This is a genomic window from Nocardioides luteus (assembly GCF_015752315.1).
GTDB lineage: Bacteria > Actinomycetota > Actinomycetes > Propionibacteriales > Nocardioidaceae > Nocardioides.
Window position 1 is genome coordinate 675,650 of record NZ_JADOVJ010000001.1, and the last position, 14,204, is coordinate 689,853.

Genomic DNA, 14,204 nt, shown 5'->3' on the forward strand with positions numbered 1-14,204 from the left:
TCCTCCTCCAGAACGCCCCAGAAAGCCGTAGGTCGCCCGCTCGGTCGGCGACTAGGGTGCGGCCATGGCTGACCCTCGCTCACTCGACCAGAGACTCGCCGACACCCGCGCCCGTCTGGAGAACGACGTCGACCTGTGGATCGCGTCGGCGCACGACGACCAGCCGTGGTTGGTGCCGATCTCGTTCGTGTGGTGGGAGGGCGAGATCTGGATCGCGAGCATGGGTGGAGCGCGTACGCAGCGCAACCTCTCCGCCTCTCCGGTCGTGCGTCTCGCGCTCGGCGAGCTGCGCGACGTCGTGATCATCGACGGCCGCGCCGAGGTCTCGCCGATGAACGGGACGCCGAAGGAGGTGCTCGAGATCTACGCGGCCAAGCAGGGCGGGGACCCGAGCCGCTGGGCCGACAGCCTGATCCGCGTCCGGCCGACCAAGGTGCAGGCGTGGCGCGAGGAGAACGAGCTCGAGGGCCGTCACCTGATGCGGAACGGCCGCTGGCTGGACGAGGGTGGGTCGGATGGGAGCTGAGCTGTCGCTGACCGAGGACACCTTCCGTGCGCTCGCCCGGTCGTCGCCGTGGCGCTTCTCCGCGCTGCACTTCACCTGGCGGACGCCGACGGACGGCGACGTCGAGTGCTGGCTGCGGCGGCCCGGCCGACTGCGGGTGCGCGACGCCGGCGGCGACCGCGCCGTCGACGAGAAGGTGACCGACCCGGTGCCCGAGCCGGTCCTGCGCGCCGACGGTCTCGTGGCGAGCCGGCCGCGGGCCCACACCCACGAGATCGACGACCCGATGTGGCAGAACTACGTGTTCGTGTCGATGCTCGATCCCGAGGAGCTGTCGGCCGACGTGGTGCTGAGCGACCTGCGCTCGGAGCCGCGGGCCGGCCGTGAGACCTGGTGGGCGCGGGCGGTGCCCGGTGAGGGGTACGAGCCGCGGTGCGGCTGCTGTCCGCTGCTGTGGTCGCGGGTCAGCGACTGGTTCGAGTACGGGGACGGGGCCCCGGGGTGGGAGCCGCCCGCAGGGACGGTCTACCCCGAGGCGTACGACATCGGGCTGGACGTCGCGACCGGCATCGTCGTGCAGCTGAGCCCGGTCGGCGGCTCCCGGCCCGACCTCGCTTTCGTGACCACGATCCACGAAGCAGAAATGTCGGTGGCCTCTGCTTAGGTGGTGGTGAGGACGACATCCGATCCAGACGGAGGAGATGTCATGACCATCAGCCCGACCATCGACGAGGAGATCGAGCGGCTCGAGGAGGAGCTCGGCGAGCGGCCCGCCTGTGAGTGCAGCTGCGGCAGCCCGGACAGCGACGCGGAACCTTGTGGCGAGGTGGCGGCGTACGCGGTGACCGTGCTCTGTCCCGACGACCGCTGCACGCACACCTACCTCCTGTGCCGGGAGTGCCGGGACCAGTGGGTCGAGAGCTGTCCACCGCCCCATCAGCTGCGCGTCGTGGCGCTCGGATGAGCCTCACCCAGCCGGCACCACCCACACGTCGGCGACCGACGGGTCGTAGTCGGCGCCGGTGTCCCGGAACCGGATCCGCACCGAGCCGTCCGCGGTCAGTGCCGAGGGCTCCACGAGGAACTGGTGGGTCATCGTGCCCTGACCGCCGGCCGTGCGGGTCAGGTCGACGCTGTGCGCCACCTGGCCGTCCAGCTCGACGTCGTAGGTCTTGCGTCGCGCACCGTCGAACGTCTCGACGATGCGGACCACGAACGGTCGGTCCACCGGCACCGCGGCGTCGAGCTCGAACCAGCCGCCGGGATAGGAGGAGTGTGTGTAGCGGCGGGTCAGCCCGGCCTCCTGATTCGTTCCCGACCGCTCGGAGGCGGTCAGGCCGTGCTCCGTCTCCGAGGTCGCCTCGCCGAGGTCGATGTGGTCGGTCGAGTCCGCGGGTGGCGTCGCGAGGGCGACCGTCACGCTCGTCGCCGCCTGCTCGGCCGGGGTCGCTCCGGTCGCGACGGTCAGGGACACCGGACCTGCCACCACCGTCTGCGGCACGACGACCTCGATGTCGACGTCGGCGTCCTGTCCTGCGGGGATCTCGAAGCCCTCCGGCTCCGCCGACCAGCCGTCGGGGCCGGTCAGCGACAGCTCGCCGCGCTGGGTGACGTCGCTGCGGTTGTGCAGCGTCGTGGTGATGGTCGCGGTCTGTCCGCCGTCGACCGAGGCCGGAGCGCTCGACGTCGCGGTGATCTGCACCCCGGAGCCGACCAGCAGGGTGCCTCCCACCGGCAGCGTCGCGGTGCCGCCCGAGCGGCTGTAGGACAGCTCACCGGTCAGCTCGACGGGGCCCACGGCAGCATCCGCGGGCACCGCGACCTCGTAGGTGTGCTCGACCTCGTCGCCGGCGGGCACGGTGTCGGCGTGGGCGCCGGCCGGTTCCGCCGTCCACCCGTCCGGCAGCGCGAGCGACGAGCTGACCTCCTTCAGCGACTGCTTGCCGGAGTTGTCGACCCGCACCGAGACCTCGACGACGTCACCGGGGAGGACCTCGTCCTCGGGCACCTGCAGCGTGGCGACCGCGCCGACCAACCGGGCCGATGCACGCGACAGGCTCTTCCCGATCGACGTCAGCCGATCGCGCAGACCTGTCGCGGTCGCGTCGGCGAGGATGCCGGCGTGGGCGTACATCTGGATGGTCCGGTCCAGGTTCGCAACGGCAGCGAGGGCGTGGTGGACCGCCTCGGCGACCTGATCCTCGTCGGCGTCACGGGCGGCGAGCTCCCATGCCTCGCCGATCTCGGCGCGCAGCGCCGCGGTCCGCTTCTCGAGGTCGCGCTTGGCGGCCCTGCCGGCGACACCGTCGAGCTTCAGGGAGGAGACCTCCGACGCCGTCGTGGCGGCTTCGGTCCGGGCGGCACCGATGTCGCCGAGCGCGGGAGCGACCGCGAAGCTGTAGTCGCCCGACCCGATCTCGAGGACGACCACGTCCTCGCCGTCGTCGTAGCGTACGAACTCGACGTCCTCCGAGTCCTCGATCGGCGACCCGCCCTCGGTGACCGCCCAGCGGTTGGCGGCCGGGATCCGCACCTCGGCGGTCGTGTTCGCCGGCACGGTCACGTCGAGGGTCATCGGCCCGTCGTCGGTCGCCCAGGCGCTCTTCACCGTGCCGTACGGGGTCTGCAGGCTGTAGTCGACGTGGTCGACCCCCGCGCCGGGTTCGGGCGCGATCGTCACCTTGCGGTAGCCGGGCTCGGCCGCCGAGACGCCGGCCATGGTGCGGTACATCCACTCGCCGACGGCGCCGTAGGCGTAGTGGTTGAAGGAGTTCATGCCCACGTCGTTGAAGGTGCCGTCCGGGTTGATCGAGTTCCAGCGCTCCCAGATCGTGGTGGCGCCCTTGCCGATCTCGTAGCCCCACGACGGGTAGTCCTCGTGCTGCAGCAGCCGGTAGGCGATGTCGGTGCGCCCGGCCTCGGTCAGCGCCGGCAGCAGCCCGTCGACGCCGAGGAACCCGGTGGAGAGGTGGTAGTCGCGCCGCTCGAGCGTCTGCACGAACTGGTCGTAGACCGCGTCGCGACGCTCCTCGGGCTCGAGGTCGTTGGTCAGGGTGAGGATGTACGCCGTCTGGCTGTCGCCCTTGACGGAGCCGTCAGCGGCGATGAACGCCTGCTGGTAGGCAGCCCGGATGGCCTCGAAGCGCGCCTGGTAGGCAGCGGCGTCGGCGTCCCTGCCGATGGCCTTCGCCATCTGCGCGAACTCCCGCGTGCTCTTCGCGACGAACGCCGTGTCCAGGACGTCCGCAGGCGTCGGGTCGTCGAGGTTGAGCCAGTCCAGGTAGCCACCGGCGGACCGGATGTGTCCGGTCGAGTCGGCGTCGAGGAAGTCGACGTACCGCTTCATCATGTCGTAGTTCTCCGTGATGACGCCGGTGTCGCCGTAGGCCTGCCACAGCGTCCAGGGCACGTGCACGCCCGCGTCCATCCAGCCGGCAGACTCGTAGCCGCCGTCGAAGCGGCCCGGGACGACCGGGGCGACGCCGGGCAGCGACCCGTTCGGGCGCTGGGTGTCGCGCAGGTCCTGCAGCCACTTGGTCAGGAACGACTCGGAGTCCATGTTGTAGACCGCCGTCCGGGCGAACACGTTGATGTCGCCGGTCCAGCCCATCCGCTCGTCGCGTGCCGGGGTGTCGGTCGGGATGGACAGGAAGTTGCCGCGCATCCCCCACACGATGTTGCGATGCAGCTGGTCGACCAGGTCGGAGCTGGTGTCCAGGGTGCTGGTCAGGTCGCCGTCGGTGCCGACCACGACGCCGACGATGTCGGAGGCGTCGGGGGCCTCGTCCAGCCCGGAGATCTCGACGTAGCGGAAGCCGTGGAAGGTGAAGGACGGCTCGAAGGTCTCGGGCTCGTCGGAACCGATCGTGTAGGTGTCGGTGGCCTTCGCCGAGCGCAGGTTGGCCGTGTAGAGGGTGCCGTCGGGGTTGAGCACCTCGCCGTGGCGGATCGTGACCGTCTGGCCCTTCTCGCCCTGCACGGTGAGGCGGACGTGGCCGACCATGTTCTGCCCGAGGTCGTAGAGGTAGACGCCGTCGGTCGGCGAGTCGATCCGCTCGGCGGTCTCGAGCTCCTCGGTGACGCGTACGTCGACGGCCGTCTGCGGCTCGAGCACGTCGGTCGGCTCGTCCCTGACGGCGACCGCTGCCCAGTCCTGGGCGTCGAAGCCGGCCTCGTCCCAGCCGTCGACCTCGGCCGCGCGGCGGGCGTCGTACCACTCGCCGTCGAGGAGGTCGGCCTCGCGGGTCGGTCCGCCGGTCGTACGCCAGCTGTCGTCGGTGCGGACGACCTCGCTGGTGCCGTCGGAGTAGTCGACGACGAGCTCGGCGATCAGCGAGTTGTCGGTGCCGTAGACGTCGGTGCCGAACATCGCGACCTTGCCGGAGTACCAGCCCGGGGCGACCTCGGCCCCGAGCACGTTCGAGCCCGACCTCACCAGGTCCGTCACGTCGTAGGTCTGGTAGTCGATGCGCTTGTCGTAAGCCGTCCAGCCGGGCGCCAGCTCGGCGTCGCCGACCCGCTTGCCGTTGAGGCGCAGCTCGTAGACACCGCGTGCCGAGGCGTAGACGCGGGCGCGGGTGACCGTCTTCGACCCCAGGTCGACCTCCTTGCGCAGCAGCGGGACCGCGTCGTCGCCCCGCAGCCACGCCTCGCCGCCCGCGTTGTCGACACGGAGCCCGTCGGAGGTGACCGTCCCGGCGGTGAAGGTGCGGTCGCCGGTCGGGAAGTCGGTGTCCACGAGGACCGTGCCGCTCGCGCTGGTGACGGTCACGTCGTGGACCAGTCCGTGCTCGGACCCGCTCGTGCGGAAGCCCATCACCCCGGGCCCGCCGAAGGTGGCATCGGTGCGCCGGTCCAGCTGCTGCCCGTCGATCGTGGTGGTGATCGTGTCGCCGGCGACGGTGATCGCGTAGTCGTGCTCGGCGGCGAAGTCGAAGCCGCTCGGGACCGGCTTCGCCGGGAGAACGGAGTAGCCGCCCTTGCGCTTCACGTGCGGGCGGAGCGAGTCTTCGGCATCGCTGAACTGCCACATGTAGGCGTTCTCGGTGTTCTGGCCCCGGAAGTAGACGCCGAGCGCTCCGCCGATGTCGGAGGCGGTGAACTCGATCGTGTAGTCGGTCCACTCCGCGCCCAGCTCAGGAGTCTTCGCGCCGATCCAGTCCGCCGTCCACGCCTCGTTCCCGAGGCCGGTCGCGAACGTCGCCGGCTCGCTCCATGCGGACGCGACGCCCTCGTCGTCCCAGACCCGCACCGACCACACGTAGTCGGTGCGAGGCTTCAGCGCGGGCCCGGCGTACCGGACGTCGACGGACTGCCCGGACCGCACCTTCCGGCTGTCCCACACGTCGGGCGAGCTGAGCCGCCGCTCCGAGGTCGCGACCCGGATCTGGTACGCCTTCTGGGTCACCCCGCGGCGGTCGGAGTCGAGCTGCCACCCCAAGGTCGGGGCGGTGGTCGCGATGCCGAGCGGGTCGACCAGCGCATTCGTACGCAGCTCGCCGACGACGGGGACGGAGCCCGTCACCACGTCCTCGGTCGATGGGACGGCGCCGGCGGCGAGCGAGGGCAGTGCAGGCGAGAGGACGAGGGCGAGGGTGGTGGCCGTGACCAGCCCGGCGATGTGTCGGCGCACGCGGACTCCTGAAGGCGAGGGATTGAAACGCTTCAGCGAGTATGACGCTCGTCACATCGGATCGCAGTGAATTGACCGCATCCGGCCACGGCTAACGATTCAACGACCGTCAGGGCGTGAGGTCGCCGAGGGATTCGGCGTCGACGATCCGGTACGCGTAGCCCTGCTCGGCCAGGAATCGCTGACGGTTCTGAGCGAAGTCGGCGTCGACGGTGTCGCGGGAGACGATCGTGTAGAAGTGCGCGGTCTTGTTGCCGTCGCCGGGACGCAGCAGCCGCCCGAGCCGCTGGGCCTCCTCCTGGCGGGAGCCGTAGGCCCCGGAGACCTGGATCGCGACCTCGGCCGAGGGCAGGTCGATGGAGAAGTTGGCGACCTTGGAGACGACCAGGAGGTCGATCTCGCCGGAGCGGAACGCGTCGAAGAGCCGCTGCCGCTCCTTGACCGACGTCTTGCCCTCGATCACCGGGGCGTCGAGCGAGGCGGCGATCTCGTCGAGCTGCTCGAGATACTGCCCGATCACCAGCGTCGGCTTGTCGGCGTGGGAGGCGACGATCTCCTTGACCACGTCGATCTTGTGGTGCGTGCAGGAGGCGATCCGGTAGCGCTCGTCGGGCTCGGCGGTGGCGTAGACGAGCCGCTCGTCGGTGGGCAGGGTCACCCGCACCTCGACGCAGTCCGCCGGCGCGATCCAGCCCTGCGCCTCGATGTCCTTCCACGGAGCGTCGTAGCGCTTGGGGCCGATCAGGGAGAAGACGTCGCCCTCGCGCCCGTCCTCACGCACCAGGGTGGCGGTCAGGCCGAGGCGGCGGCGGGCCTGCAGGTCGGCGGTCATCCGGAAGATCGGGGCGGGCAGGAGGTGGACCTCGTCGTAGACGATCAGCCCCCAGTCGCGGGCGTCGAGCAGCTCCAGGTGCGGGTAGGCACCCTTCCGGCGAGCGGTCAGCACCTGGTAGGTGGCGATCGTGACCGGCCGGATCTCCTTGACCGACCCCGAGTATTCGCCGATCTCGTCCGGGGTCAGCGAGGTGCGGCGTACCAGCTCGTCCTTCCACTGGCGCGCGGAGACGGTGTTGGTGACGAGGATCAGCGTGGTCGCCTGGGCATGTGCCATGGCGGCGGCGCCGACCAGCGTCTTGCCGGCGCCGCAGGGGAGCACGACGACGCCGGAGCCACCGTGCCAGAACGACTCGGCTGCCTCGGACTGGTAGGGACGGAGCGCCCAGTCGGTGGTGTCCAGTGCGATCGGGTGGGCCTCACCGTCGACGTAGCCCGCATAGTCCTCGGCGGGCCAGCCGAGCTTGAGCAGCGCCTGCTTGAGGTTGCCACGCTCGGAGGGGTGGACGACGACGGTGTCCTCGTCGAGCCGCTCACCCAGCATCCCGGCGACCTTCTTGGCCCGGACGACCTCCTCCAGCACCGCGCGGTCGGAGGAGACCAGCACGAGCCCGTTGGCCGGGTTCTTCTCCAGCCGCAGCCGGCCGTAGCGGGCCATCGTCTCGGCGACGTCGACCAGAAGGGAGTGGGGAACCGGATAGCGCGAGAACTCCAGCAGCGTGTCCACCACCTGCTCGGCATCGTGCCCGGCGGCGCGCGCGTTCCACAGCCCCAGCGGGGTCAGGCGGTAGGTGTGGATGTGCTCCGGCGACCGCTCGAGCTCGGCGAAGGGCGCGATCGCCTTGCGGCACTCGGCGGCCCGGGCATGGTCGATCTCGAGCAGGAGCGTCTTGTCCGACTGGACGATCAGGGGGCCGTCGTTCACCGGACCAGCCTACGGGCCGAGCGATGCCGCGAGGTCCCGTGGCGGCGGCTCACGCCGGCCGGACGCTCCTGATCCGGGACAGTGCGAAGGAGCGCTCGTCGTCGTCGACCCGGGCCGTGAGCGAGCCGCCGTCGAGGTTCAGCGGCTCGACGCGCGCCTCGCCGGCGACCCCGCGGCCGTCGACGTAGGAGATGACGACCGGCTCATCGGCGTCGATGGCCTCATGGAGGATCGCCATCGTCGAGGCCGGCTCGGTCGGCGCCGGCTCGGCCGGGGCCGGGCGTGAGGCGGCGGTCTCGTCGCCGCCCTTGATGCGCGCCGCCACGGCGGTCGCACGCACGGTGAGATGGGCCTGCTGGGCACCGGCCGGGCGTGGGGCGTTGCGGGTCTTGGCGCGCATGGCGTCGGGCCGCGCCACGTGGACCGAACCGTCGGGCGCTTCGACGACCGGAGCCAGGCCGAGCTCGCGCAGCCGGGGGAGGAGCGAGTCGAGCGCGACGGTGCTGACCACCACCGTCGGCGCCAGGCGGCGCAGTCCCAGGGACTCGGCGGCCGGGTGGGCCAGCAGCTCGGCCAGCGCGGCCTCGTCGTCGCTGCGCAGGTAGGCGGCGGCGAACCCGACCCGGACCGTGCCGAACGTACGCGCTGTGTCGTCGACCAGGTAGGTCAGCGCCTGCGGCACCGGCGTGCGGGAGGCGGCGGTGAGGAACGCATGGATCTCGGTGGCGGTCCAGCCGCGGTCCATCGCCCGGCGCACGGACTCCTTGGTGAACCGGTAGACCGTCGCCCCGCCGTGCGACTCCACCGTCGCCACCACGGCCAGCGTGCGGGCCAACGCGGGCTCCAGGGGCCCCGGCGCGACCGCGGTCAGGTCACCCTGCAGCAGCACGTGGTCGACCGGCTCCGGCAGCAGGTCCGCCAGGATCGGGACCGGGTCCTCGCCCGCCACCAACCCCCGCCCGTACGCAGCCAGCCCCCCGAACGCCGCGAGCCCGAGCGTCTCCGCCTCGGTGAGCGTCCAGGACACCAGCGACTCCCGGGACTCGGTGCGGCTGCGCGGCCGGCGCGGCCGCTCCCAGGCCAGCCGTGCCACGACGGCGGCAGGGCCGGTGCCGGCGGCGAGCACCTCGCCCTCCGGGATGCCCGCGAGCAGCCCCAGCGTCAGCCGCCGCATCTCGACGGCCGACGCGCCGGCCATGTCGGGCGCCAGCGCGTTCCACGTCTTCCCGGCCGGGTCCCGCTGGCCGACAAGGCCGGGGAGCCGGGGCGAGGCGAGCCAGGCGGCGGCCACGTGCGCCCACCGGGCAGCCAGCGGCTGCTGCAGCCACTGGTCGAAGAGCTCGGTCGGCATCCAGGAGGGGTCGCCCTCCTCGTCGGTGCCCAGCGCCAGCAGCCCGGAGGCCCAGGACACCTCGATCAGCAGCGCGGCGGTGGGCTCGGTGACATGGAGCCGCTCGGCGGTCGCCCTCAGGTCGCGCACCGTCAGACCGGTGCCGCCGCGCAGCGAGCGCGGCGGGGTGGCGCCCCAGGCGTCGAGCAGCAGCTCGAGGTTGCGGACGAGCTCGAAGGCGGCGCCGGCGGCCGCCCGGTCGACGAGCGCGGATGCTCGCGAGGAGGTCGGCAGGGAGGGCGGGAGGTCCACCCGTTCGCGCGTCGTCCGCCCACCGCGCAGTGTGAGTCCGACCTCACCGGGGAGGATCAGCATCTCCTCGCCCGAGGACACCAGCAGCCCGTGTGCGATCAGCTCCTCCGCGGGTCCGGAGGCCTCAGCCACCGCCACGCGCGGGCGCGCGCGAGAGGAAGAGGCCTGCCCGCCGCCGGCGTCGACAGCCTCCAGCATCGCGCGGGCGTCGGCGGAGACGGCCGCCAGGCGGCGTACGACTTCTTCCTGGTCAGCCCCGAGATGGCCGGCGAACGGCTGCAGGCCGGAGGCTCCCGGGGAACCCCGCAACAGGGTCGCGACACCGGTGACGGCGCGCAGACCGCCGAGGGAGTGCCACACCAGGCCGCAGTCCTCCAGATGAGAAAGTGCCCGTGTCGCGGCGTCCACTTCCGCGTTCACCATGGAAGATAAGTGAGCTCGGGTGGTTTGATTCGCGAGGACAACGGCATCAAGCACGATCAGCTCGAGATGGTTAAGGTCATCCATCGCGTAGTGCAAGGATGTGCGAGTGGCTGCTCGGGCGGCGAGTTGGCCGGAGTCATGAGGGGACGGCGTGGCGAGATCAGGACGAGCAAGAAGCAGGCGTGAGATGCGCTCTGTGGGCCAAGAGCGCAACTGGTCTGCGAGTGAGCGGAAGCCTGTGTCCATCGGCATCACGCTATCCCGGCAGGCCTAGGGGGCGAGATGTCCAGGAAAGTAGTGATCGCGCACGGGGCCGCGACCGACGTCGGCCAGGTGCGGAAGGTCAACGAGGACTCCCACGTGGCCGAGCCACCCGTCTTCGTCGTCGCCGACGGCATGGGCGGCCATGACGGTGGTGACATCGCCAGCGAGATGGTGATCCAGGAGTTCGCCAAGCTCGGTGGCACCCATTACGTGTCCGAGTCCGGCAGCCAGGCGATGGTCGAGGCCCTCCAGGCCGCCCAGGACCGGATCGTGGCCTTCGCGCTCGAGCAGCGCTCGCGCGGAGCCTCGGACTACCAGTCCGGCACCACCTGTGCGGCGGCCCTGATCGCCGACGGCGGAAGCAGCCCGTTGTGGATCCTGCTCAACGTCGGCGACTCGCGCATCTACCGCTTCTTCGACGGTACGTTGAGCCAGCTCAGCCGCGACCACAGCCTCGTCCAGGAGCTGGTCGACTCCGGCCAGATCACCCGCGAGCAGGCCGAGCACCACCCCGAGCGCAACGTGGTGACCAGGGCGCTCGGCGGGATGGCCCCCGCGGTCCCCGACATCTTCCAGGTGACCCTGCCGGTGGGCGCCCGGCTGATGCTGTGCTCGGACGGCGTGAGCGGAATGATCTCGGATGCCGAGATCGCCGACATCCTCGCCGCCGAGGACACCGATGCACGTGACACGGCCGAGAAGCTCGTCGCCGCCGCGGTCGAAGCGGGTGGCAGGGACAACGCCACCGCGATCGTGGTCGATGTGATGGGATTGGCCGAGGAGAACCCGTATGACTCGGAGCAACAAAGGGTGAGTATGGAGCAGAAGCTAGGAGTGCTGCCATGAGTGAACAAGGAACCATCGCGAGCACGTCCTACACGCCGGGCACTTGGTTCGGCATCATCGGTGAGAGCGCCACGGTGCTGCTCCCGCCCTCGGAGAAGAGCCGCGCGGGTGCCCTGTGGGCTCTCGTCGACGACGGTGCCGGGTTCGACGAGGTGCTCGACGCCCTCGTCGCGACCGGGCTCAGCTCGTTGCCGGGCTTCGTCCTCGTCTCCGGGGACGTGACGCCTGACGGCGGCAGCGTACGCACCGTCGTGCGCGGTCCGTCGGTGGTCTCCTTCGAGGCCGGCGAGGGTGCCGTCGAGGTCGACGGCTCGTCGTCGAAGACGTGGGTCGAGCGCACCCTCGAGGGCGTCACCCGGATGTCCATCTCGCTCGGCGAGGAGGGCGCGACCGGTGAGCCGATGACCGCGCTCGGTGGCCTGCTGCGCGTCTCGGGCCTCGAGGTCCCGCCGCCAGCCCCGGAGTCCAGCCAGGACGACTCGCCCGAGAGCCGCGCGGGTTTCGTGCCCGCTCCGGTGGCGGTCGAGGAAGCCTCCGACGACAGCGACGACGGCGTGGACGAGCCGGTGCAGGCCGACCCGCTCACCGACCCGCTGCCCGAGGAGACCTACCCCGAGTCCGCCGAGGAGCAGGGTCTCGACGAGGAGGAGCCGGCCGCGGCTCCGCCGTCGCTCTCGGTCGTGCCGCCGATCCCGGTCTCGGGTGACCTCCCGGGTCTCGGGGCCGACGCCGACTCGGACGCCGACTCGGACGAGCCGGTCTCGGTCAACCGTGGTGAGGAGTCCGGCGAGGCGTCGGCGCCGCGCCACGACGACCTGACCGAGCCGACCGAGGCGTTCGAGATGCCGGCCGCGTCGGAGAATGCCGACGACCAGGACTACCCCGAGTCCGCCTCCCGGACCTACGAGGACGACTACGCCAGCGACGAGCACGCCGCCGCGGTGGCCTCGTCCTTCGGGCCGTCCGCGGTCTCCCCGGAGCCGGTGGCCGAGGACGAGGTCGCCCCCGACGCGGAGACCGAGGTTCTCGCCGCCGTCGAGGAGCAGCCCTACGACGAGCAGCCCTATGACGAGCCGCAGTCCTACGACGAGCCCGAGTCCTACGAGCCCGAGTCCGCCCAGGCGCCCGACTTCGGTCCGCCGTCGATGCCGCCTCCGCCGCCGCTGACCACGCCTCCGCCGCCGCCCGTCGACGTGCCGGCCGACGGTCTGATCGACTCCGCGCCGGTCGACGCCCCGATCGAGGCACCGCCCGTGGACGGCCCGCCGGCCCCCGCGCCGGTGACCGACATCCCTCCGGCGCCCCCGGCCCCGCCCGCCTTCCCGGCCCCGCCCGCGCCTCCGGCTCCGCCGGTGGCTCCGGTCCCGGAGACCCACGACGAGCCGGTCTGGGAGGAGCCCAACCCCGATGAGGACGACCACGACGGTCTGACCCGCATCGGTGTGGGCGAGGACCTCAACGCCGGACTCGCCGGGATCCCCGGCCAGCCCGAGGCCCCGAAGGTGACCGCCTACCCGGTCGCGCGGCTGGAGTTCTCCAGCGGCGACCGCGTCGAGGTCGACCGGGTCGTCCTCGTCGGCCGTGCCCCCGAGGCGAGCCGGTTCACGCCCACCGAGCAGCCGATGCTGGTGACCGTGCCGAGCCCTCACCAGGAGATCTCCTCGACCCACTGCGAGATCCGTCCGGGTGCCGGCGTCGACCACGGCGCCGCGGTGGTCACCGACCTCGGCTCGACCAACGGCACCGTCCTGGTCCAGCCCGGGCTCGGCCCGGAGGACCTGCGTCCCGGCGTACCCGTCCAGCTGATGCCCGGCGCCGTCATCGACCTCGGCGACAGTCTGACGATCCGGGTGACCAACCCGTGACCGAACGGCTCTCGCTCGTGTCGCCGCTCTCCTCGGAGGCGGCGGCATGAGCGTGGCCGGCCTCCAGGCTCCGTCGGTCGAGGCAGCGATCGCGGAGCCGGACCGCCGGTTCTACGCCTTCGCCATCGACCGGGTGATCGCGTGGGCGATCTTCGCCGCGGCGGGAGTCGCCGCCTGGCTGATCTTCTTCCGCAACGGGAACACGCTGGCCGGGACCGGCCTGATCGCCGGTGTGGTGCTGGTGGTCTGGCTGGTCGGCACCATCCTCACCGGCTCCGGTGGCAAGACGCCCGGCAAGATGGCCCTCGGGCTGCGCGTGGTCAGCGATGACTCCGGCGCCGCGGGCCGCCCGATCGGCGTCGGCAAGGCGTTCGTACGCCAGGCCCTGCTCGGTCTCTGCACGATCCCGACGCTCGGCATCGGCACCGCCACCTTCGCCTGGGTCGCGGCGATGGACGAGCGCGGCCGCCGCCAGGGATGGCACGACCGCCGTGCGGGCTCGGTCGTCGTCGACGTACGTCCTCCGGCCGTCGTCGAGGCCGAGGAGGAGGCCCCGGCGCCGCGTCGCATCGTCAACCTGACCACCATGCGTCTCAAGCAGGCCGAGGCCACCCCGGAGCGCGCCGAGCGGCCGCAGACTCCGGCGGCTCCGACCCAGAGCCCCGCCGCCCACGCAGCGGCTGCCCAAGCCGTGGCCGAGGCTCAGGCGGCTCCGACCCAGGTCGGTATGCCGGTCGCTCGTCAGGCGCCGCCGGCTCCCGTGCCGACACCGGCACCGCCCGCCCCGCCCGCCCCGCCGGCAGTGCCGCCCGTGGCCCAGCCCGCTCCTCCGGCGCCGCCCACAGCGGCTCCGCAGCCCGCGGTGACGGCTCGCTGGCGGGTCACGTTCGACACCGGCCAGAGCTTCGTGGTCGAGGGTCTGGCGATCGTCGGCCGCGGCCCCGAGCCGCGCCCCGGCGAGGAGGTCTCCCACCGGGTGGCCCTCTCCTCGAGCGACATGTCGCTGTCCAAGACCCACGCCCAGTTCCAGGTCGCGGCCGACGGCACCCTCGTGGTCATGGACCGTGGCTCCACCAACGGCACCACCCTGATCCGTCAGGGTGCCGCACGAGCCCTCGGCGCCCGCCGCCCCGCGGCTCTCATCGACGGCGACAAGGTCAAGTTCGGCGACCGCACCATGGACGTGGTCCGCGAGGCCTGACCCTCCCGCCGAATCTGTAGTTGTGGGCGACGAGACGACAGTTTCGTCGCCCACAACTGCGTTCTCG

Annotated in this window: 9 protein-coding genes; 6 read left to right on the forward strand and 3 right to left on the reverse strand. The window is 71.8% G+C overall.

Translation table 11 applies throughout. The annotated features are described in order from the left end of the window. Nucleotides 1–64: 64 nt before the first annotated feature. Genes HD557_RS03230 through HD557_RS03240 form a run of 3 tightly spaced genes read left to right on the forward strand, consistent with a single transcriptional unit; the run spans nucleotide 65 to nucleotide 1,469 of the window. The gene (locus HD557_RS03230; protein WP_196872801.1) at nucleotides 65–526 is read left to right on the forward strand and encodes a pyridoxamine 5'-phosphate oxidase family protein; all 462 of its coding nucleotides are present in this window, start codon (nucleotides 65–67) and stop codon (nucleotides 524–526) included. Then, a complete protein-coding gene (locus tag HD557_RS03235) occupies nucleotides 516–1,169 on the forward strand; it encodes a hypothetical protein (protein WP_196872802.1) in 654 nt (217 codons plus the stop codon). The genes HD557_RS03230 and HD557_RS03235 overlap by 11 nt, the downstream gene beginning before the upstream one ends. A gap of 42 nt (nucleotides 1,170–1,211) precedes the next feature. Then, nucleotides 1,212–1,469: a hypothetical protein gene (locus HD557_RS03240; RefSeq protein ID WP_008360926.1), complete on the forward strand. Its 258-nt coding sequence runs from the start codon at nucleotides 1,212–1,214 to the stop codon at nucleotides 1,467–1,469. 3 nt (nucleotides 1,470–1,472) lie between these two features. On the opposite strand, the gene HD557_RS03245 is transcribed toward HD557_RS03240, so the two are convergent. From HD557_RS03245 to HD557_RS03255, 3 genes are all read right to left on the reverse strand, one after another. Continuing rightward, nucleotides 1,473–6,137 (reverse strand): family 78 glycoside hydrolase catalytic domain, encoded by a 4,665-nt coding sequence (locus HD557_RS03245; protein WP_307785528.1) that lies wholly within the window; start codon nucleotides 6,135–6,137, stop codon nucleotides 1,473–1,475. Nucleotides 6,138–6,246: 109 nt separating this feature from the next. Continuing rightward, nucleotides 6,247–7,896: a DNA repair helicase XPB gene (locus HD557_RS03250; protein ID WP_196872803.1), complete on the reverse strand. Its 1,650-nt coding sequence runs from the start codon at nucleotides 7,894–7,896 to the stop codon at nucleotides 6,247–6,249. 49 nt (nucleotides 7,897–7,945) lie between these two features. Further along, complete coding sequence (locus HD557_RS03255; protein WP_231380158.1) at nucleotides 7,946–9,961, reverse strand: helicase-associated domain-containing protein; 2,016 nt, start codon at nucleotides 9,959–9,961, stop codon at nucleotides 7,946–7,948. A 282-nt stretch (nucleotides 9,962–10,243) separates the two neighbouring features. Here HD557_RS03255 and HD557_RS03260 point away from each other — a divergent pair, with 282 nt between their 5' ends. Genes HD557_RS03260 through HD557_RS28575 form a run of 3 tightly spaced genes read left to right on the forward strand, consistent with a single transcriptional unit; the run spans nucleotide 10,244 to nucleotide 14,137 of the window. Further along, entirely contained in the window at nucleotides 10,244–11,071 is an 828-nt protein-coding gene (locus tag HD557_RS03260) for a PP2C family protein-serine/threonine phosphatase (protein ID WP_008360931.1), read from the forward strand. Next, a complete protein-coding gene (locus HD557_RS28570; protein WP_196872805.1) occupies nucleotides 11,068–12,936 on the forward strand; it encodes an FHA domain-containing protein in 1,869 nt (622 codons plus the stop codon). Before HD557_RS03260 ends, HD557_RS28570 begins: the two co-directional genes overlap by 4 nt. A gap of 46 nt (nucleotides 12,937–12,982) precedes the next feature. After that, complete coding sequence (locus tag HD557_RS28575; RefSeq protein WP_196872806.1) at nucleotides 12,983–14,137, forward strand: RDD family protein; 1,155 nt, start codon at nucleotides 12,983–12,985, stop codon at nucleotides 14,135–14,137. The last annotated feature ends 67 nt before the right edge of the window (nucleotides 14,138–14,204 follow it).